This is a genomic window from Phytohabitans sp. LJ34 (assembly GCF_052068095.1).
Taxonomy (GTDB): Bacteria; Actinomycetota; Actinomycetes; order Mycobacteriales; family Micromonosporaceae; genus Phytohabitans.
Genome location: NZ_JBQHDG010000025.1, coordinates 61,873 through 81,410, shown reverse-complemented (window position 1 = coordinate 81,410; position 19,538 = coordinate 61,873). Strand labels below are relative to the sequence as shown.

General features: G+C 71.9%; 17 protein-coding genes. 13 read left to right on the top strand and 4 right to left on the bottom strand.

Annotated elements, in window-relative coordinates; translation table 11 throughout:
- Window positions 1-196: 196 nt before the first annotated feature.
- Both ACTMTJ_RS36265 and ACTMTJ_RS36260 read right to left on the bottom strand, forming a co-directional pair.
- Window positions 197-1,549: a sensor histidine kinase gene (locus ACTMTJ_RS36265; RefSeq protein WP_441223211.1), complete on the bottom strand. Its 1,353-nt coding sequence runs from the start codon at window positions 1,547-1,549 to the stop codon at window positions 197-199.
- A 56-nt stretch (window positions 1,550-1,605) separates the two neighbouring features.
- Window positions 1,606-2,295, bottom strand: a complete 690-nt coding sequence (locus ACTMTJ_RS36260) for a response regulator transcription factor (protein WP_345512377.1) — start codon at window positions 2,293-2,295, stop codon at window positions 1,606-1,608.
- Between the two features lie 127 nt (window positions 2,296-2,422).
- Between ACTMTJ_RS36260 and ACTMTJ_RS36255 the strand changes: the two genes are divergently transcribed.
- A complete protein-coding gene (locus ACTMTJ_RS36255; protein WP_441223210.1) occupies window positions 2,423-3,778 on the top strand; it encodes an MGH1-like glycoside hydrolase domain-containing protein in 1,356 nt (451 codons plus the stop codon).
- A gap of 206 nt (window positions 3,779-3,984) precedes the next feature.
- Here ACTMTJ_RS36255 and ACTMTJ_RS36250 read toward each other — a convergent pair whose 3' ends face one another.
- A complete protein-coding gene (locus tag ACTMTJ_RS36250) occupies window positions 3,985-5,142 on the bottom strand; it encodes a class I SAM-dependent methyltransferase (RefSeq protein ID WP_441223209.1) in 1,158 nt (385 codons plus the stop codon).
- An 87-nt stretch (window positions 5,143-5,229) separates the two neighbouring features.
- On the opposite strand from ACTMTJ_RS36250, the gene thrS reads away from it, so the two are divergent.
- From thrS to ACTMTJ_RS36235, 3 genes are read left to right on the top strand one after another with little or no spacing between them, the layout of a single operon-like run.
- On the top strand, window positions 5,230-7,227 hold the full coding sequence (gene thrS / locus ACTMTJ_RS36245; RefSeq protein ID WP_441223208.1) for a threonine--tRNA ligase: 1,998 nt from the start codon (window positions 5,230-5,232) through the stop codon (window positions 7,225-7,227).
- Between the two features lie 49 nt (window positions 7,228-7,276).
- Window positions 7,277-7,729: an HIT family protein gene (locus ACTMTJ_RS36240; protein WP_441223313.1), complete on the top strand. Its 453-nt coding sequence runs from the start codon at window positions 7,277-7,279 to the stop codon at window positions 7,727-7,729.
- 27 nt (window positions 7,730-7,756) lie between these two features.
- On the top strand, window positions 7,757-8,734 hold the full coding sequence (locus ACTMTJ_RS36235; RefSeq protein ID WP_441223207.1) for an aldo/keto reductase: 978 nt from the start codon (window positions 7,757-7,759) through the stop codon (window positions 8,732-8,734).
- A 107-nt stretch (window positions 8,735-8,841) separates the two neighbouring features.
- Here the strand turns inward: ACTMTJ_RS36235 and ACTMTJ_RS36230 are convergent, their stop codons facing one another.
- Window positions 8,842-11,001, bottom strand: coding sequence for an elongation factor G-like protein EF-G2 (locus ACTMTJ_RS36230; RefSeq protein WP_441223206.1), 2,160 nt, complete (start codon window positions 10,999-11,001; stop codon window positions 8,842-8,844).
- Between the two features lie 148 nt (window positions 11,002-11,149).
- Between ACTMTJ_RS36230 and pgsA the strand changes: the two genes are divergently transcribed.
- The 9 genes from pgsA to ACTMTJ_RS36185 all read left to right on the top strand — a co-directional run bounded on the left by pgsA (window position 11,150) and on the right by ACTMTJ_RS36185 (window position 19,523).
- A complete protein-coding gene (gene pgsA, locus ACTMTJ_RS36225) occupies window positions 11,150-11,770 on the top strand; it encodes a phosphatidylinositol phosphate synthase (protein ID WP_441223205.1) in 621 nt (206 codons plus the stop codon).
- The gene (locus ACTMTJ_RS36220) at window positions 11,767-12,654 is read left to right on the top strand and encodes a phosphatidylinositol mannoside acyltransferase (RefSeq protein ID WP_441223204.1); all 888 of its coding nucleotides are present in this window, start codon (window positions 11,767-11,769) and stop codon (window positions 12,652-12,654) included. Before pgsA ends, ACTMTJ_RS36220 begins: the two co-directional genes overlap by 4 nt.
- A 16-nt stretch (window positions 12,655-12,670) precedes the next feature.
- A complete protein-coding gene (locus ACTMTJ_RS36215) occupies window positions 12,671-13,807 on the top strand; it encodes a glycosyltransferase family 4 protein (RefSeq protein WP_441223203.1) in 1,137 nt (378 codons plus the stop codon).
- Window positions 13,808-13,825: 18 nt separating this feature from the next.
- A complete protein-coding gene (locus tag ACTMTJ_RS36210) occupies window positions 13,826-14,314 on the top strand; it encodes a hypothetical protein (protein ID WP_441223202.1) in 489 nt (162 codons plus the stop codon).
- Between the two features lie 170 nt (window positions 14,315-14,484).
- The gene (pdxS, locus tag ACTMTJ_RS36205) at window positions 14,485-15,396 is read left to right on the top strand and encodes a pyridoxal 5'-phosphate synthase lyase subunit PdxS (protein WP_441223201.1); all 912 of its coding nucleotides are present in this window, start codon (window positions 14,485-14,487) and stop codon (window positions 15,394-15,396) included.
- On the top strand, window positions 15,393-16,025 hold the full coding sequence (gene pdxT, locus ACTMTJ_RS36200; protein ID WP_441223200.1) for a pyridoxal 5'-phosphate synthase glutaminase subunit PdxT: 633 nt from the start codon (window positions 15,393-15,395) through the stop codon (window positions 16,023-16,025). Before pdxS ends, pdxT begins: the two co-directional genes overlap by 4 nt.
- Window positions 16,025-16,780: a YebC/PmpR family DNA-binding transcriptional regulator gene (locus ACTMTJ_RS36195; RefSeq protein WP_441223199.1), complete on the top strand. Its 756-nt coding sequence runs from the start codon at window positions 16,025-16,027 to the stop codon at window positions 16,778-16,780. Before pdxT ends, ACTMTJ_RS36195 begins: the two co-directional genes overlap by 1 nt.
- A gap of 101 nt (window positions 16,781-16,881) precedes the next feature.
- Window positions 16,882-18,780, top strand: coding sequence for a hypothetical protein (locus tag ACTMTJ_RS36190; RefSeq protein WP_441223198.1), 1,899 nt, complete (start codon window positions 16,882-16,884; stop codon window positions 18,778-18,780).
- A 59-nt stretch (window positions 18,781-18,839) separates the two neighbouring features.
- Entirely contained in the window at window positions 18,840-19,523 is a 684-nt protein-coding gene (locus ACTMTJ_RS36185; RefSeq protein ID WP_441223197.1) for a fibronectin type III domain-containing protein, read from the top strand.
- Window positions 19,524-19,538 lie beyond the last annotated feature (15 nt).

Sequence of the window (19,538 nt, the reverse complement as noted above, 5' to 3'; positions counted from 1 at the left end):
GTGGGCGCGCGGCGGGATCAGGGTTGGGGGACCATTTCCCGCCGCGCGCGCAAAGTGGTCCCACCGGACCGGGTGGGTGGACAAACTGCGGGTGGTGGTCCGGTGGAACCAGGATGGGATCGCGATCGATGCTGCCATCCGGCTCCGGTGTGGACCGTCCGATTAACCCAGACGTAAGGAGAACTAGCGCTGGGCCTCATTCGCCATTGGAGCGTTGGCGGGGCCAGCGGCGGGCGCCGGGCTCGCGGGCCAGGCGGCCGACTAGGCCGAAGCGGCTCACCTGCTTGGGAACCGCCTCCGCGTCGGCCAGCAGCATGACCACGCTGGCGCCGCCGAGGCGGGCGCGGTCGATGCTCACCGAGCCGCGGGCCTGCTGGGCGGCACGCCGGGCGATGTCGAGGCCGAGGCCGGTCGAGCCACGGTCGCTGGCGCCGCGGCGCAGGGCGCGGTCGGGGTTGGCGATGCCGGGGCCGGCGTCGTCGACGCGTACCGCCACGTAGCCGTCCCGGCGGGAGATGGCGACCTCGAAGGCGGTGCCCTGGGGGGTGTACCGGAAGACGTTGCCCAGCACCGCGTCCAGCGCTGCCGCGAGCTCGGCGCGGGGCAGTGGCACCGGGATGCGGGTGTGCGCGCCGATGACCTGGTTGGCGCGCTGCTGGTCGCTGGCGAGCGCGGACCAGAAGACCATGCGGTCGCGGACCACCTCGGCGGCGTCGCAGATGCTCTCCTCGGGCACCTCGGCCTGCTCGACCACCTTGCGGCTGGTCTTGATGAGCACATCGACTTCGCCCTCCAGTGTCACGATCGCCTGGCGGATGCGGCGGATCGTGCGCCGGCGGTCGAGCTCCGCCGCGCTGAACTGGCCCACGCTCGTGTCGTCGGAGTCGAGCGCGTCCGCGTCCAGGCGCAGCACCGTGAGTGGCGTACGCAGGCGGTGGGACAGGTCGGCGACCAGCTCGCGTTCGTTGCTGCGGGAGGCGACGAGCTTGTCGGCCATGAGGTTGAACGCGTAGCCCGCCTCGGCCAGCTCGCGCGGGCCGCTGGGCTGGACACGGACGGCCAGGTCGCCGGCGCCGACCGCCTTCGCGGCCTCGACCAGCGAACGCGCCGAGCCGACCGCGACGGTGGCGAGGCGGTCGACCACCACGACCGAGGCCGCGACCAGGCCGAAGGTGAGACCGATCAAAAGCCACCAGTTGGCGCCGCCCAACGCGCCGTCGGGCACGAATACCTCCACGACGGCGGTGGCACCTTCCATGGGTACCGGCTGGAGGTAGACCTTGCCGCCCTCGGCGTCCGCCAGGATCGGCTGGGTGCCGCGGGTGGCGCGGGTGACGTCCTCGGGCTTGGCACGGGCGCCCTCGGCGGGTGTTTTGAGGCCGTGTACCACCGCGGGTTCACCCTCGCCGGCGGCGAGCGTGGCGCGCCGCACCTGGTCGTCGTTGGCGGCGACGGTGAGCGCGCCGGCCACGGCGGCCGTGCGCCGCTGCGCTTCCGCCACCGCCGAGTCGTGGGCGTCGGCCCGCTGCTCGAGGCCGAGCGGGATCATGAAGGCCAGGGCGGCGATGGTGGTGAGTGCTGCGGTGACGTAGGCGAACGCCCGCCTCAGTCCGGTGCCACCAACCGGAATCCGACCCCCCGCACGGTGCGCAGGTAGCGGGGCTTCGCCGCGGACTCGCCCAGCTTGCGGCGTAGCCAATACAGATGAACGTCGATGGTCTGGTCCTCGCCGACCGACGGTTGCCGCCATACCTCCTCCAACAGCTCCCGGCGGGACACCACGCGGCCGGGACGCGCCGCCAGGTATGCCAGCAGGTCGAACTCCTTGCGGGTCAGTGCCAGCGGCACCCCGTCGAGATGGGCGCTCCGCTCGCCGACGTCGACCTTGAGGCCGCCGACCTCGTGCACGGCCGGCTGCACGGTGCGGCTCGCCCGCCCGGCGCGGCGCAGCACGCTGGTGATGCGCGCGTCGAGGTGGGCACCCGTGAAAGGCTTGACCATGTAGTCGTCGGCGCCCGCCCGGAGCAGCCGCACGATCGCCTGCTCGTCGTCGCGGGCCGTCGCGATGATGATCGGGATGTCGGTGATGCCGCGCAGCATGCGCAGCGCGTCGGCACCGTCGAGGTCGGGCAGGCCGAGGTCGAGGACCACAAGATCGGGGGTCTCGGAGGCGACCCGGCGCAGCGCGTCGAGCGCGGTGCCGACAGCGTGGACGGCGTGACCCCGATCCGCCAGCGAACGCAGCATCGCGCTGCGCACGACGTGGTCGTCTTCGACCAGGAGCACGGTGGCCATGCGAAGACGGTACTGCCCCTGGCAAGCAGTGGACGATCCCGGATATGTGATCTCGGTTCGTTCCGATAATCGGGACACAATCCGCGACGCCCTGCGACACGAGCAGTGAGCTGCAAAAATGGGCTTCGTGAGCGCCACGGACACCCACCTCGCGCCGGCCCACGAGGCCGGCGCCGTCATGACCGAGGAAGCGTTGCGCCAGCAGGCCGTCGAGGTCCTGGACGCCAACTGGGAACGGGACCACACGGTGCCATCACGGGCGCTGTACCCGCACCAGTGGAGTTGGGACGCCGCGTTCATCGCGGTCGGCCTCGCCCACCACCGGCCGGAGCGGGCGTGGCGCGACCTGCGCAGCCTGTTCGCCGCCCAGTGGTACGACGGGCGCGTGCCGCACATCGTCTTCGACCCGGACGTGTCCGAGCGCGACTACTTCCCAGGTCCCGCTTTTTGGGACGCGCCCGCCTCGCCGGGCCGCCTCGGCGGGCTCACCACCGGCATCGTGCAGCCGCCGGTGCACGCGGTCGCCGCCCGCGACATCTACCTGCGCTGCCCCGACCGCGACGCCGCCCGGCGCGAGCTGGAGTGGCTCTACCCGCGGCTGGTCAAGCAGCAGACCTACCTTTTCGAGGGGCGCGACGCCGGCGGCGACGGGCTGGCCAGCATCGTCCACCCCTGGGAGTCCGGCCTCGACAACAGCCCGGCCTGGGACGACGCGCTCGCCGCCGTGCCGGTCGACCTTTCGCTGCTGCGCAGCCACCGCCGCCAGGACACGCAGGTGGCGGTCCACTCGCATCGCCCCACCGACACCGACTACGCGCGGTACATCGCGATCGCGGCCGCCTACCGCGACGGCGGCTACCTCGACCAGGGCCTGCTGGAGCGGCACCCTTTTCTGGTGGAGTGCCCGTCTTTCAACTCCATCCTGGCCGCGGCCGAGCTCGCCCTGGCGGACATCGCCGAGGCGGTCGGCGCCGACCCCGCACCCCACCGCGACCGGGCCGAGCACATCACGAAGGTGCTGGTGGACCGCCTGTTCAACCCGTCGACGGGGATGTTCCACGTCCGCGACGTCCGCACCGGCGAGCTGAGCCCGGCCCGTTGCGTGAGCGGCCTGATCCCGCTGATCCTGCCCGGCCTGCCCGAGGCACACCGCTCGTCGCTGCTGGCGGTCGCCGGGTCGGAGGCGTTCGGCCTGGGCGGTGAGCTCCCGCTCCCGTCGTACGACCGCACGGCCGCCGACTTCGACCGGCTCCGCTACTGGCGCGGCCCCATCTGGATCAACGTGAACTGGATGCTGTGGCAGGGCCTGCGGGCGTACGGCCACGACCGGGAGGCCGCCGGCCTGCGCGCGGCGATGCTCGGGGTGATCCGGCGGAGTGGATGCTACGAGTACTTCGACCCGATCAACGGCGCGGGCATCGGGGCGGCGGCCTTCAGCTGGACGGCGGCGCTCGCCCTGGACCTGATGGCCGCCACGCCGTAGACCCCGCGCGGCCGACACGCAGCGTCACCAGGCTTGCGCCAACCCATCACGGGATATTTCGGACCGAACCTGGGGCTCGCCGCGGGAGCGACGGTCGGGACCACGACGGGCGTCGCGGTAGCTCAAAATTTGTTTGATGAATCGGCCAGGGCCCGTGCCGGAGCGTTGATCAGGGTGCGAAGTCCCTGACCAACGCTCCGAGGGCGTCAGGCGGGGCGGGCGGGGAGTTGGAGCACCCAGCGGTACGCCTGGACCAGGCCGGTGTCGAAGCCGGCCGCCGAGCCCCACAGGAAGAGGCGGAAGCGGCGGTACAGCGGCTCGCCCCAGCGGGCCACCACCTCCTCGCGGGCGGCGTCCAGGCGCTTGGCCCACTCGCGGCAGGTGAGGAAGTAGTTGTGGCGGTCGTCGGTGACGCTGAGCAGCTCGAACGGTGACTTGGCCACGTGCCGCAGGTACTGGTGGAGCAGCAGCGGCGCGGAGTTGCCGGGGTAGACGTACCGCTTCATGAACGTAGAGACCATGTGCTTGCGGCGCATGGCCAGCGCGTCGAGGTAGACGCGGCCGCCGGGGCGGAGCAGCTCGGCGTACTTGGCCAGCGTGGTGCGGTAGTCAGGCAGGTGCTCGGTGACGCCCATGTTGACGATCGCGTCGAAGCGGTCGGGGTTTTTGTAGCCGAAGATGTGCTGGCGGACGACCGTGACCGGGAGCTTTTCGCGCTCGAAGAGCTCGAGCAGGTAGCGCTCGGACTCCTTGGAGAGCGTGGTGGTGGTGACGTCGATGCCGCGGCGGGCGGCGTGCTCGGAGAACGCGCCCCAGCCGCCGCCGACCTCCAGCACGCGGTCGCCGGGTTTGACACCGAGCGCGTCGATCGCGAGGTCCATCTTGCGGGTCATCGCGTCTTCGAGCGGCTCGTCGTCGGCCGCGAAGACGCCCTCGGTGTAGCAGCGGTGCCGCCCGTCGAGGAAGCTGAGGAAGAACTCGGGGTCTTCGTCGTAGTGGTGCGAGATCGCCCGCCGGTCGTCCTCCTTGCGGCCCCGCCAGATGGCGGCCGGGGTGAAGCGGGAGAGGAACGCGATCGGGTGGAAGTCCTTGAAGAAGGCGCGCATCTTGAGCGCCTCGGCGAGGTCGCCGTCGACGTCGAGCCAGCCCTTGAGATAGGCGACGGCGACGCCGAACTGGTCGAGGCCGGCGAGTGCCTTGGCACCGCGCTCGTCCTTCACGGTGATGGTGAAAACGGGGTCACCCGCGCCGAACCGGTGGGCGGGCCCGCCGGCGGCCGCCACCGCGAACGGCACGGGCGTCCGCGATGCGAAAAACTCCTGGTACCTGCGCTGGAGCGCGTTGATCAGATCCGAGACTGCCACACCGGCAATCTACCGCTGCGCGGCGCCGACGGCTCGGCTCTATAGCATGGCACCGGTTACCGCCTAGCCCACCTTGAGGAGATCGCCGTGTCCGCACCCCGTACCCCCGCTGTGGCCGACCTCGTCGTCCCGGCCGGGACGACGGCGGCCGACGCGGTCTCCGCCGCCGGCCTTCCGGCCGCGGGGCCCAAGGCCATCGTCGTGGTACGCGACGGCGCGGGCCGCCTCCGCGACCTCGACTGGGTGCCGGAGGCGGACGAGACGGTGACGCCGGTGGCGCTCGACGAGCCGGACGGGCTCAACGTGCTGCGCCACTCCACCGCGCACGTGCTCGCCCAGGCGGTGCAGGACCTCTACCCGGAGGCGAAGCTCGGCATCGGGCCGCCGATCGACAACGGCTTCTACTACGACTTCGCGGTGCCGAAGCCGTTTCAGCCGGACGACCTGGACAAGCTCGAAAAGCGCATGCAGGAGATCGTCAAGTCGGGGCAGCGCTTCCGCCGGCGGCGCTTCGACAGCCTCGACGAGGCGCGCGCGGAGCTGGCCGACGAGCCGTTCAAGCTGGAGCTCGTCGATCTCAAAAGCGACGTCGACACCGACGAGGTCATGGAGGTCGGCGGCGGCGAGCTGACCATCTACGACAACGTGGACGCCGCGTCCGAAAAGGTGTGCTGGTCCGACCTGTGCCGCGGGCCGCACCTGCCCAACACCCGGCTGATCGGCGCGTTCAAGCTGATGCGCAGCGCCGCGGCGTACTGGCGCGGCTCGGAGAAGAACCCCCAGCTCCAGCGCGTCTACGGCACCGCGTGGCCGACCCGCGACGCGCTCAAGGCGTACCTGCGGCTGTTGGAAGAGGCCGCACGCCGCGACCACCGCAAGCTCGGCGCGGAGCTCGACCTCTTCTCGTTCCCCGACGAGATCGGCTCGGGTCTTCCGGTCTTCCACCCGAAGGGCGGGATCATCCGCCGCGAGATGGAGGCCTACTCGCGGCGGCGGCACGAGGAGTCGGGCTACGAGTTCGTCAACACGCCGCACATCACCAAGGCGCACCTCTTCGAGACCTCGGGCCACCTGCCGTACTACGCGGAGACCATGTTTCCGCCCATGGAGCTGGAAGGCGCGCAGTACTACCTGAAGGCCATGAACTGCCCGATGCACAACCTGATCTTCCGGGCGCGCGGGCGGTCCTACCGGGAGCTGCCGCTGCGGCTGTTCGAGTTCGGCTCGGTGTACCGGTACGAGAAGTCGGGCGTGGTGCACGGGCTCACCCGGGTGCGCGGCCTGACCATGGACGACTCGCACATCTACTGCACCCGCGAGCAGATGCCGGGCGAGCTGGCCGCGCTGCTGAAGTTCGTGCTCGACCTGCTCGGCGACTACGGGCTCGACGACTTCTACCTGGAGCTGTCGACGCGGGGCGACTCGGAGAAGTTCATCGGCTCCGACGAGGAGTGGGCCGAGGCGACCGAGATCCTGCGCCGGGCGGCCGAAGACTCCGGGCTGGAGCTCGTGCCGGATCCGGGCGGGGCGGCCTTCTACGGTCCGAAGATCTCGGTGCAGGCGCGCGACGCGATCGGCCGCACCTGGCAGATGTCGACGATCCAGCTCGACTTCAACCAGCCGAAGCGCTTCGAGCTGGAGTACCAGGCCGCCGACGGCACCCGCCAGCAGCCGATCATGATCCATCGGGCGCTCTTCGGGTCGATCGAGCGGTTCTTCGGCATCCTGACCGAGCACTACGCGGGCGCGTTCCCGGCCTGGCTGGCGCCGGTGCAGGTGGTCGGCATCCCGATCCGCGACGACCACGCCGCGTACCTCGACTCCTTCGTGGCGCTGCTGCGTGAGCAGGGGATCCGGGCCGAGGTCGACACCTCCGACGACCGCATGCAGAAGAAGATCCGTACGGCGCAGCAGCAGAAGATCCCGTTCATGGCCATCGCCGGCGACGCGGACGTCGAGGCGGGCACGGTCTCCTTCCGGTACCGGGACGGGTCGCAGCGCAACGGCGTGCCGCTCGCCGAGGCGGTCGCGCACGTGGTCGAGGTGGTCAAATCGCGCACCAATGCGGGTCCCTCGGCCGCCTAGGATTGCTTACGTGACCGACGGCTTGGAGCGGCTGTGGACGCCGCACCGGATGACGTACATCGCAGGCAAGGACCAGCCGCCCGGTTGCCCATTCTGCGTGGCTCCCGGCATGGAGGAGGGGAGCCTCGTCGTCGCGCGGGGCAAGCTCGTGTACGCGGTGCTCAACCTGTACCCGTACAACCCGGGACACCTGCTCGTCTGCCCCTACCGGCACGTGGCCGACTACACCGAGATCGACGCGGACGAGACCGCCGAGCTGGCCGCCTTCACGCAGACGGCGATGCGGGTGGTGCGGCAGGTGAGCGGCGCGCACGGGTTCAACATCGGGATGAACCAGGGCGCGATCGCCGGCGCCGGCATCGCCGCCCACCTGCACCAGCACGTGGTGCCGCGGTGGGGCGGCGACAGCAACTTCATGCCGGTGGTCGGGCAGACCAAGGTGCTGCCGCAGCTGCTCACCGACACGCGTGAGCTGCTCGCGTCGGCGTGGGTTGACTTATAGCGCGCTCTAATTGGCACCGTTGGCCCCATGAGACGAACTCTGGGAAACAGCGGCATCGAAGTCTCCGCCCTGGGCGTGGGCTGCTGGGCGATCGGCGGGCTGCTCTGGCAGGGCGCGCAGCCCCTCGGGTGGGGTGAGGTCGACGACGACGAGTCGATCCGGGCGCTGCGCCGCGCGCTGGAGCTGGGCGTGACGTTCTTCGACACCGCCGACGTGTACGGCGCCGGCCACAGCGAGCGGATCCTGGGGCGGGCGTTCGCCGGGCACCGCGACGAGGTCGTGATCGCCACCAAGTGGGGCAACACGTTCGACGAGGCCACCCGCCAGCTCACCGGCCGCGACGCGACCCCGGAGTACCTCCGCGCGGCGGTCGAGGGCTCGCTGCGGCGGCTGGGCACGGACCGCATCGACCTGTACCAGCTGCACCTCAACGACCTGCCGATCGAGGACGCGCTCGGTCTCGTCGAGACGCTGGAGGACCTTGTCGCCGCCGGGAAGATCCGCTCGTACGGCTGGAGCACCGACTTCGCCGAGCGTGCTTCGGCGATCGCGAGCGTCGGCTCGCACGTGGCGGCCATCCAGCACGCGATGTCGGTGCTGGAGGACTCGCCGGAGGTGCTCGCGGTGGTCGAGAAGCACGAGCTGGCGAGCATCAACCGCGGCCCGCTCGCGATGGGCCTGCTGACCGGCAAGTACACCCGCTCGTCGACTCTCGGCGCGGACGACGTGCGCGGCATCTCACCGGAGTGGCTCGCGTTCTTCCAGGACGGCCGGCCGGCGCCGGAGTGGCTCGACCGGGTGGCCGCCGTCCGCGACGCGCTCACCTCGGACGGCCGCACGCTGGCGCAGGGCGCGCTCGGCTGGCTGTGGGCCCGCAGCGACCGCACGATCCCGATCCCCGGCTGCCGCACGGTCGCCCAGGTCGAGGAGAACGCGGGCGCGCTCGCCAAGGGCCCGCTGCCGGCGGACGCCGCCGCGCTGGTCACGGCCCTCCTGACGAGGTGAGACGTTCGCCCGTCATAAGGCGGGCTCAGGTGAGAACTTCGAGATCTAGGAAATGGATCAGGGAGTTCGTAGCGCGACGCGCGACGAACTCCCTGGTCAACCGCGGGCTAGCTGGAGGCGTGCTCTTTCTTGACCTGCTCGGCGAGGTGGCTGGGCATGGGCTCGTGCCGTGCGAAGGTGCGGGTGAAGGTGCCGGAGCCGCTGGTCATGGAGCGCAGCTCGACCGCGTAGCGGACCAGCTCGGTCGCTGGGACCTCGGCGCGGACCAGGGTGCGTTCGCCGCCGCTCTGGTCGGGCTCGGTGCCGAGCACGCGGCCGCGGCGGCCGGACATGTCGCTCATGACCGCGCCGACGAAGGAGTCGGGCACGCGGATCACGATCTCGTCGACCGGCTCCAGGAGAGTCAGCTGGCCCTTTTCGGCGGCGTCCTTGAGCGCCATCGAGCCCGCCGTCTGGAACGCCGCGTCGGAGGAGTCGACGCTGTGTGCCTTGCCGTCGAAGAGGGTGATCCGCAGGTCGACCACGGGGTAGCCGGCCACGATGCCGCGTTCCATCTGGGCTCGTACGCCCTTTTCCACGGACGGGATGTAGTTGTGCGGGACGACGCCGCCCACGATCTTGTCGACGAACTCGAAGCCGCTGCCGCGGGGCAGTGGCTCGACCTTGATGTCGCAGACCGCGTACTGGCCGTGGCCGCCGGACTGCTTGACGTGCCGCCCGTGCCCGGACGACTCGGTGCCGAACGTCTCGCGCAGCGCCACCCGCACCGGCTCGGTCTCCAGCTCGACGCCGCCGGCCCGCAGCCGGTCGAGCACCACGTCGGCGTGCGCCTCGCCCATGCACCAGAGCACGAGCTGGTGTGTTTCGGGGTTGCGTTCGAGGCGCATGGTGGGGTCGCCGGCGACGAGCCGGGCGAGGTTTTTGGCCATGGCGTCCTCGTCGGCGCGGCTCTTCGCCACGATCGCCACCGGCAGCAGCGGCTCGGGCATCTCCCAGGGCTCGACCAGCAGCGGCTGCTCCTTGGCGGAGATCGTGTCGCCGGTCTCCGCGCTGCCCGACTTGGTGATCGCGCAGATGTCGCCGGCGATCGCGGCGGGCACCTCGCGCAGGGTGGCGCCGAGCGGCGAGTAGATGTGCGCGATCCGCTCGTCGGCGTCGTGGTCGGGGTGGCCGCGCTCCTCCATGCCGTGGCCCGACACGTGTACCACCGCTTCCGGGCGGAGGGTGCCGGAGAAGACGCGTACCAGGGAGACGCGCCCGACGTGGCGGTCGATGGTGGTCTTGACCACCTCGGCGACCAGCGGGCCGTTGGGGTCGCAGGTCAGGGGCGGCTGCGGCGAGCCGTCGATGTGGGTGACCGCGGGCAGGTCGTGCTCCTCGGGCGTCGGGAACGCGGCGGTGAGCAGCTCCAGCAGCGCGTCGAGGCCGACCTTGGTCTCCGCGCAGACCGGCACGACGGGGTAGAAGTGGCCGCGCGCGACCGCCTTCTCCAGGTCGGCGATCAGCACCTCGACCTCGATGTCCTCGCCACCGAGGTAGCGGTCCATCAGCGTCTCGTCTTCGCTCTCGGCGATGATGCCCTCGATCAGCTCGTTGCGCGCCTCCTCGATGGCGGGCAGGTGCTCGGGGTCGGGGTCGCGCACCGCCGGCGGGTAGCCGTCCGTGTAGTCGAAGACCCGCTTGGTGATCAGGCCCATCAGGCCCACGGTCGACTCGCCGTCGTCGCCGAGCATCGGCAGGTAGAGCGGCAGCACGTTGTCGCCGAACACCCGCTGGCACAGCGCCACCGTCTCGTCGAAGTCGGCCCGCTGGTGGTCGAGGCGGGTCACGGCCACCGCGCGGGGCATGCCGACGGAGGCGCACTCCTCCCACAGGGTGGCGGTGGCGGCGTCCATGCCGTCGACCGAGGAGACCACGAAGAGGGCGGCGTCGGCCGCGCGGAGCCCGGCGCGCAGCTCGCCCACGAAGTCCGCGTAGCCGGGGGAGTCGAGCAGGTTGACCTTGATGCCCTCGTGCATCAGCGGCGCGCAGGCCAGGCTCACCGACCGCTGCTGTTTGACCGCGGCCGGGTCGTGGTCGCAGACCGTGGTGCCCTCGGTCACCACACCCGCCCGGGGGATCGTGCCGGTCGCGGCGAGCAACGCCTCGACCAGAGTCGTCTTCCCGGCGCCGGAATGACCGACCAGCACCACGTTGCGTACCCTGCCGGGTGCGTCCACCACCGGCGCGGGGCCGGTGACTCCCTTCTCCTGACCCTTCTGCGCCATGGCGAGACCTCCCTAAACCCGTGAGCCATGTCACGTTCGCCCTTCGATCCCACACCCGCAACACGCCGTACACAACCCCGACGCGCGAAGTAACCCGGCGCGGCCCGAAGCCGGCATGGACCGAGAACGCCGTATCGTGAGAGCCGCCATGGCGAAGATCTTCCGTGTATCCGCTCGGACGGCCCTCGGTTCCGTCGTCGAGCCCATCGCCCGCGCCCTTCTCCGGATGGGCATCTCGCCGAACACCGTGACGGTCGCCGGCACCGTCGGCGTGCTCGTCGGCGCCGTCGGCTTCGCCGCGCGCGGCCATCTGCTGATCGCACTCGTGCTGGTGGTGGTCTTCGCGCTCACCGACTTCCTCGACGGCACGATGGCGCGCATGAAGGGCGGGTCGACCCGCTTCGGCGCGTTCCTCGACTCGTCGATGGACCGGGTCGCCGACGCCGGCATCTTCGGCTCGGTCGCGTACTACCTGGCCACGCAAGACGACCGGTGGGGCATGGTCGCCGCGCTGCTGTGCCTGGGCGTGGGGCAGATCGTGTCGTACGTGAAGGCGCGCGCCGAAGGGCTCGGCATGACCTGCAACGTCGGCATCGCCGAGCGGCCCGAGCGGCTGCTCAGCATCGGCGTGGGCGGGCTGCTCACGATCATCGGGCTGGAGTGGGCGCTGCCGGCCGCGCTGTGGATCCTGGCCGGCCTCTCGGTGATCACCGTGGGCCAGCGCATCGCACACGTATACAAGCAAGCGCAAGCGCCGACCAACGTATGAACGCGGCCGACCTCGGATACGCGGCCGGCTGGCGGCTGGTCCGGGCGACGCCCCGGCCGGTCGCGGCGGCGGCCTTCCGGGCCGGCGCCGACTGGGCGGCACGCAAGCGGGGAAAGGGCGCCACCCGCCTGGCCGACAACTTGCGCCGCGTCGTCGGCCCCGACATGTCGCCGGCCGATCTCGACGACCTGGTACGCCGGGGGCTGCGCTCGTACGCGCGGTACTGGATGGAGGCGTTCCGGCTGCCGTCCCGCTCGAAGCGGCAGCTGCTGACCGACTTCGCCCTCGACGGCGAAGACCGGCTCCGCGCCGACGTGGCCTCCGGGCGGGGCGCGGTCGTCGCGCTGCCGCACGCCGGCAACTGGGACGCGGCCGGCGCGTGGGTCGCGGCCATGGGCTGGCCGATCGCCACCGTCGCCGAGCGGCTCAAGCCGGAGGCCGTCTACCAGCGCTTCCTCGCGTACCGGCGGGGATTGGGCATGGAGATCATCCCCACCGACGAGGCTCCCTTCGACCAGCTCGTCGACCGCCTCCAGCGGGGTTACCTGGTCCCGCTGCTCGCCGACCGCGACCTCTCCCCGCGCGGCATCGAGGTGACGTTTTTCGGCGGCCGCGCGCGGATGCCCGCCGGCCCCGCGCTGCTCGCCCTCCGCACCGGCGCGCCGCTCTACACGGTCACCATGTGGTACGAGCCGGAGCGAGCCCGCTGCGCGCTCTCCCAGCCGCTGGAGGTGCCCACCGAGGGGCCGCTCGACCAGCGGGTACGCGAGCTCACCCAGAAAGTCGCCGACGGCCTCGCCGCGGGTATCGCCAAGCATCCGGAAGACTGGCACATGCTTCAGCGCCTGTGGCTGGACAGCCCGGCGACCGCGCAACGGGTGTGACCGGGGAAGGGGCCGCATGCGCGTCGGCATCGTGAGCCCGTACTCCTTCGACGTACCCGGCGGCGTGCAAAACCACGTCATGGACCTCGCCGAGGCGCTGATCGCCCTCGGACACGAGGTGAGCGTGCTGGCACCGGCCGACGACGACGTGCCGCTCCCGCCGTACGTGGTGCCGGCCGGCCGCTCGGTCCCGTTCCCGTACAACGGCTCGGTGGCCCGGATCAGCTTCGGCCCGGTGTCGACCGCGCGGGTACGGCGGTGGCTGGCCCGGGGCGACTTCGACGTGCTGCACGTGCACGAGCCGTTCTCGCTCAGCCTGTCGATGCTCGCGGTGCTGTCGGCGCGCGGGCCCGTGGTGGCCACCTTCCACACGGCCATGACCCGGTCGCGGGCGATGGCCGCCGCGCAGGGCCTGCTCCAGCTCGTCCTGGAACGCATCACCGCCCGCATCGCGGTCAGCGCGCTGGCCCGCAAGGTGCAGGTCGAGCACGTCGGCGGCGGCGCGGTGGAGATCCCGAACGGGGTGGCGGTGGCGCGGTTCGAGACGGCTGAGCCGCTGCCCGGGTGGCCCGGCGAGGGCGGGGCGATCGGGTTCCTGGGGCGGTTCACCGAGCCGCGCAAGGGTTTCGGGCTGCTGCGCGCCGCGTTCGCCGACCTGGCCGCCGCCCGCCCCGGGCTGCGCCTGCTGGTGGCCGGGCCGGGAGAGCGTGACGAGCTGCTGGAGGGGCTGCCGGCCGACCTGCACGAGCGGGTCACGTACCTCGGCAAGGTGTCCGAAGAGGACAAGGCGCGGATGCTGCGCAGCGTCGACGTGTACGTGGCGCCGAACACCGGCGGCGAGTCGTTCGGCATGATCCTGACCGAGGCGATGGCCGCCGGCACCGCGATCCTGGCCAGCGACCTCGACGCGTTCCGCCGCGTGCTGGACGGCGGTCGGGCCGGTGCCCTCTTCCCCGTCGGCGACGTCGCCGCGCTGGCGGCCTGCGCGGGCGAGCTGCTCGACAACCCGGCGCGGCGGTCCGCGCTGGCCGAGGCGGCCCGGCAGGTGGTCATCGAGTTCGACTGGCCGGTGGTCGCGGAGCGTGTCCTGGAGGTGTACGCGACAGCGATCGAGGCCACCGACGGAAGGGTGATCGACGACGAGCCGGTGTAGCCCCTCTACCATGCGGTCATGTGGTGGGTGGTCGGCGTCGTCACCGTGGTGGTGCTCGTGTCGACATACCTGACCTGGACCGCCAGCCGGGTCGACCGCCTGCACGCCCGCGCGGCGGCCGCGGCCAAGGGGCTCGACGCGCATTTGCTGCGCCGGGCGGCCGCGGCGGCGGTGCTCGCCGAGGAGCGCGGGGCAATGGAGCTGTACGCGGCGGCCCGGATCGCGCTGGACGCCGCCCCGGAGGAGCGCGAGGCCGCGGAAAACGACCTCACCCGCCAGCTGCGGGCCGTGCCACTGGACGCGGACGCCGAGTCGCTGGTCGCGGCGAGCCGGCGGCTCGCGGTCGCCCGCCAGGTGCACACCGACCTGGTACGCGACGCGCTGTCGGCCCGGCGGCGACCGGTGGTGCGGGTGTTGCGGATGACGCGCCGGCACCCCCCGCCCGCGTACTTCGACATCGACGACCCGGTCCTCGCGCCCGCGCCCGTGCCGACGCCGCTCCCGTAAAAGGGGTGAGCGCGACCAGCGGCGGACGGGTGAGGCCGCGGGAGCGACGGCCCGGACCACCGCGGACGTCGCGGTAGCTCAAAATCCCTTGATCATGGGTGGGGTAAGCAGGCCACCTGGGGGTCGATTGGCCGTGGGAGCCCGGTCCAATCGCCACTAAACTCCAGGTCATGGCCGAGATCACTGCTGAGTCAAGCGCGCCCGCCACCGGCACCGCCCGCGTCAAGCGGGGCATGGCCGAGATGCTCAAGGGCGGCGTCATCATGGACGTGGTCACCCCCGAGCAGGCCAAGATCGCGGAGGACGCCGGCGCGGTCGCGGTCATGGCGTTGGAGCGGGTGCCCGCCGACATCCGTGCCCAGGGTGGCGTCTCGCGGATGAGCGACCCCGACATGATCGACGGCATCATCAGCGCCGTCTCCATCCCGGTGATGGCCAAGGCCCGCATCGGGCACTTCGTCGAGGCGCGGGTGCTCCAGGCGCTCGGCGTCGACTACGTCGACGAGTCCGAGGTGCTCACGCCCGCCGACTACGCCAACCACATCGACAAGTGGGCGTTCACGGTGCCGTTCGTGTGCGGCGCCACCAACCTTGGCGAGGCGCTGCGCCGGATCACCGAGGGCGCCGCGATGATCCGCTCCAAGGGCGAGGCGGGCACCGGCGACGTCTCCAACGCGACCACGCACATGCGCCAGATCCGGGGCGAGATCAAGCGGCTCACGTCGCTGCCCGAAGACGAGCTGTACGTGGCGGCCAAGGAGCTCCAGGCGCCGTACGAGCTGGTCCGCGAGGTCGCCCAGGCCGGCAAGCTGCCGGTCGTGCTCTTCACCGCGGGCGGCATCGCCACCCCGGCCGACGCGGCGATGATGATGCAGCTCGGCGCCGAGGGCGTCTTCGTCGGGTCGGGCATCTTCAAGTCCGGCAACCCGGCACGGCGCGCGGCCGCGATCGTCAAGGCCACCACGTTCCACGACGACCCCGACGTGATCGCGAAGGTCTCGCGCGGGCTCGGCGAGGCGATGGTGGGCATCAACGTCGACGACATCCCGCAGCCGCACCGGTTGGCGGAGCGCGGTTGGTGAGCGCGTCCGGCTCTCCCGCGGTCGGGGCGGGTCCGGCGCGGATCGGCGTCTTCGCCCTCCAGGGCGACGTGCGCGAGCATCTCCGTGCGCTCGATTCGTGTGGCGCCTCCGGTGTTGCCGTGCGCCGCCCCTCCGAGCTGGACTCCGTCGACGGCCTGGTGGTCCCGGGCGGCGAGTCGACGACGATGAGCAAGCTGTCGATCGAGTTCGGCCTGCTCGAGCCGATCCGCAAGCGCATCGCCGGCGGCATGCCCGTCTACGGCTCCTGCGCCGGCATGATCATGCTGGCCGAGCGCGTGCTCGACGGCCGCCCCGACCAGGAGCAGTTCGGCGGCATCGACATGACCGTGCGGCGCAACGCCTTCGGGCGGCAGGTCGACTCGTTCGAGGGGCCGGTCACGCTCAGCCCGTTCGAGGAGCCCTTCCACGCGGTCTTCATCCGCGCACCCTGGGTCGAGAGCGTCGGCGAGGGGGTGGAGGTGCTGGGGCGTGCCGCCGGTAGGATTGTCGCGGTTCGGCAGGGCAGTCTGCTCGCCACCGCCTTCCACCCGGAGCTGACCGGCGACCTCAGGGTCCACCGCCACTTCGTGGAAATGGTGCGCGCGGGGCTTAACGTGACGGAGGGGTAATGTCCGGCCACTCAAAGTGGGCGACGACCAAGCACAAGAAAGCTGTCATCGACGCCAAGCGCGGCAAGCTCTTCGCCCGCCTCATCAAAAACGTCGAGGTGGCGGCCCGCACCGGCGGCGGCGACCCGGCCGGAAACCCGACGCTTTTCGACGCCATCCAGAAGGCGAAGAAGAACTCCGTCCCCAACGACAACATCGACCGCGCCGTCAAACGCGGCTCCGGCCTCGAGGCCGGCGGCGCCGACTGGCAGACGGTCATGTACGAGGGGTACGGCCCGAACGGCGTCGCCATCCTCATCGAGTGCCTGACGGACAACCGCAACCGCGCCGCGACCGAGGTGCGCACCGCCCTGACCCGCAACGGCGGCTCGCTGGCCGACGCCGGCTCGGTGGCGTACATGTTCAGCCGCAAGGGCGTGGTCATCGTCCCGAAGGCCACGGGCGGCCCGAGCGAGGACGACGTGCTGACCGCGGTGCTCGACGCGGGCGCCGAGGAGGTCAACGACCTGGGCGAGGCCTTCGAGGTGGTCAGCGAGCCGACCGACCTGCTCGCGGTCCGCACGGCCTTGCAGGACGCCGGCATCGAGTACGAGTCGGCCGAGTCGTCCTTCGTGCCGTCGGTCAACGTGCCGCTGGACGAAGACGGCGCCCGCAAGGTCTTCAAGCTGATCGACGTGCTCGAAGACTGCGACGACGTGCAAAACGTGTACGCCAACTTCGACGTCTCCGACGAGGTGATGGCCGCCGTCGGCTGACACTTTCGGCGCCCGCCGTGTACGACGCGGGGTGGTTGCGCCCTCAATAAGCCGGGGAACGGATCGATCCGTGTGACCGGTATGGGGGACTGGATGTGTCGGTGAGAGGGGATTCGCCACGGTGCGAGTCCGCCGGGTCGTTGTGCGAGTGCGGTGACCACGCTCTGGAGCACGAGGGTGACCTGGGGGGTGCGCGGCGCTGGTTCGAGGCCGCCTACGTGGAGGCCGAGCGCGCGGGCGACGTGGCGGTCATGGCGCGTGCCTTGGTCGGGTACGGGGGGCTGTGGGTGCACGAGCACCGCACCGCCGTCGCCGCGGGACTCTTCGAGGCCCGGCTCGCGCACGTGCGGGCGCTGGTCGCCGCCGAGCCGGACAGGTATCGCGACCTAGCGGTTCGCCTGCGGGTGCGGGCCGCCGGTGAGGCCGACTACCGCGCGGGCCGGTCGGAGACGATCCTGGCATTGCTCGACGAGGCGCGAGCCGGTACGGATCCGGTCGCCCGCATCGAGGCGCTAAGCATCGCCCACCAGTGCGTCCTCGGCCCGGAGCACGGGCCCGTGCGTCGCCGCCTGGCCGACGAGCTGAGGCGGGAGGCGGCCCGCGCGGGTCGGCGCGGCCCCATCCTGATGAGCCTGCTCTGGCAGGTCGTCGACCTGCTGCTCGCCGGCGACCCGCACGCCGGGCGGCGGCTGGCGGAGCTGCGTGCGGCGCTCGCCGATGGGCCGTACCTGGCCGTCGACTTCGTGGTCAGCGCCGTCGAGGTCATGCTCGCCGTCCGCGCCGGCCGGCTGGAGGCGGCGGAGCAGCGGGCACAGCACTGCTACGAGCTGGGCACCAAGGCCGGCGACGCGGACGCCGATGGCTGGTACGCGGCCCAGCTCGTGACGATCCGCTGGTACCAGGGCCGGCTGCCGGAGCTGCTGCCGACGCTCGGCGCGGCGGCTCACGCGCCCACGCTGAGTGCGGTCGACAACTCGCTGCTCAGCGCCGTCGCGGTCGCCGCGGCCCTGGCCGGCGACCGCCGGACGGCGGAAAACGCGCTGGCGTCGCTGCGCGGGGCCGGCCTCGACCGCCTGCCGCGGTCCTCCAGCTGGCTGGTGACGATGTACGGCATCGTCGAGGCGGCGTACCTGCTGGACAACCGGGCGGCGGCGGCACGGGTCCACGAGCTGCTGCTGCCGTTCGCGCATCTGCCGATGGTGGCCAGTCTCGGCATGTCGTGTTTCGGTTCCGTCGAGCACGCCCTTGGTGTGGCCGCCCTGACGATGGGTGATGCCGGGCGGGCGGTCGGGCATCTGCGTGAGGCGGTGCATCGCAACCTGGCGCTCGGGCACTGGCCGGCGGTGCGGGCCTCGCGTCTCCGGTTCGCCGAGGCCCTGGAACGCCGTGGGGGCCCAGGTGACGGCGCGGCGGCCGCGGCACAGCGCGCCGTCGCAGGGCGGTTCGCGCCGCGGCGGACATCCGCCGCGATGGTGGTCTGCGTGCGTCAGGGCCGCGGGTGGCGGGTCGAGCTGGGGACGCGATCGGTGGTCGTCGCCCACATGGTCGGCATGCTGCACCTGGCCGTGCTCACCGCCAACCCCGGCGTCGAGATCCCGTCGATCGAGCTGGTGGCGGGTGTGGAGGCGCTCGGCCGGGCCGCCGCCACCGACGCCAGATCCGCCCAGGCGCTGCTCGACGAGGCGGCCGCGCGCAGCTACCGGCAGCGGGCGGCCGAGCTTGCCGAGGCCATCGAGGCGGCTGGGCGCCGCGGCGACGCCGCGGCGGTCACCGCGATGGAGCGGGAGCGGGACTGGGTACAGGCACAGCTCGGCGCCGGTACGGGCCTGGCCGGACGGCGCCGCTCCTTCGCCGACGACGGCGAGCGCGCGCGGCTCGCGGTCGGCCGGGCCATCCGGCGCGCGGTGGCCCGGATCGACCGTGCCGACCCGGTCATCGGCGCGCACCTGCGCGCGGGTGTACACAGTGGAATGCGGTGCTGGTACCGGCCGGCCGGCTGACACCCGTGGAACGGATTGGAACGACTACCGGGTGTACGGCCGTCACGAAAGGGGTCCGCATGTCCATCCCGCACCGACGTACCCGCTCGACCGTGATCGGGCTGGCGCTCGCCGCCTGCGCCGTCCTGGTCATGCCCGCCACAGCCGCCGTGGCCGGGCCGCCGGACCGCGTGCCGCCCACCGTGCCGACTGACCTGCGCGTGCACAGCGTGGGATTCACCTGGGTGTCGCTGGCGTGGAACCCGTCCACCGACAACTCCGGGACCGTGCTCTACGACGCGACCCTCCAGGCGGCGGGCGGCCCGCTCCAGCAGCGCGCGTTCACCCCGACTCAGGGCTTCGGCGGGCTCACCCCGGGCACCACGTACACCGCGTCGGTGCGGGCGGTCGACCTGGCCGGCAACGCCTCCGCGGCGGTCTCCGTCCAGGCCAGCACGCCGGCCCGCACGCTGCCGCCACCGACGACGCCCACCAACCTGCGCGGCGTGCACGTGGGCGGCGTGCTCGACCGGATCGCGTGGGACGCGTCCCCGCACGGCACGCCCGTCTCGTACCTGCTGCTGTCCGGCGAGACGGTGCTGTCGAGCGTCTCCACCACCAGCGTCAGCGTTTTCCAGCTCGTGCACGTCGACTGCGCGGTCGAGCCGGGTGGCACGTACACCCTGACCGTGCGGGCGTTGAGCGCCGACGGCGACTTCTCGGACCGCAGCGCACCCCTGACCGTCACCATCCCCATCCGCTGACCCGCGACGTTTCCC

Excerpts from the sequence above, each read along its gene's own strand:
- ACTMTJ_RS36260 (WP_345512377.1), bottom strand. The coding sequence starts at position 2,295 with ATGGCCACCGTGCTCCTGGTCGAAGACGACCACGTCGTGCGCAGCGCG.
- ACTMTJ_RS36230 (WP_441223206.1), bottom strand. The coding sequence starts at position 11,001 with ATGGCGCAGAAGGGTCAGGAGAAGGGAGTCACCGGCCCCGCGCCGGTG.
- ACTMTJ_RS36265 (WP_441223211.1), bottom strand. The coding sequence starts at position 1,549 with ATGATCCCGCTCGGCCTCGAGCAGCGGGCCGACGCCCACGACTCGGCG.
- ACTMTJ_RS36185 (WP_441223197.1), top strand. The coding sequence starts at position 18,840 with ATGTCCATCCCGCACCGACGTACCCGCTCGACCGTGATCGGGCTGGCG.
- ACTMTJ_RS36195 (WP_441223199.1), top strand. The coding sequence starts at position 16,025 with ATGTCCGGCCACTCAAAGTGGGCGACGACCAAGCACAAGAAAGCTGTC.
- ACTMTJ_RS36235 (WP_441223207.1), top strand. The coding sequence starts at position 7,757 with ATGAGACGAACTCTGGGAAACAGCGGCATCGAAGTCTCCGCCCTGGGC.
- ACTMTJ_RS36220 (WP_441223204.1), top strand. The coding sequence starts at position 11,767 with ATGAACGCGGCCGACCTCGGATACGCGGCCGGCTGGCGGCTGGTCCGG.
- ACTMTJ_RS36215 (WP_441223203.1), top strand. The coding sequence starts at position 12,671 with ATGCGCGTCGGCATCGTGAGCCCGTACTCCTTCGACGTACCCGGCGGC.
- pgsA (WP_441223205.1), top strand. The coding sequence starts at position 11,150 with ATGGCGAAGATCTTCCGTGTATCCGCTCGGACGGCCCTCGGTTCCGTC.
- ACTMTJ_RS36240 (WP_441223313.1), top strand. The coding sequence starts at position 7,277 with ATGACGTACATCGCAGGCAAGGACCAGCCGCCCGGTTGCCCATTCTGC.
- ACTMTJ_RS36210 (WP_441223202.1), top strand. The coding sequence starts at position 13,826 with ATGTGGTGGGTGGTCGGCGTCGTCACCGTGGTGGTGCTCGTGTCGACA.
- pdxS (WP_441223201.1), top strand. The coding sequence starts at position 14,485 with ATGGCCGAGATCACTGCTGAGTCAAGCGCGCCCGCCACCGGCACCGCC.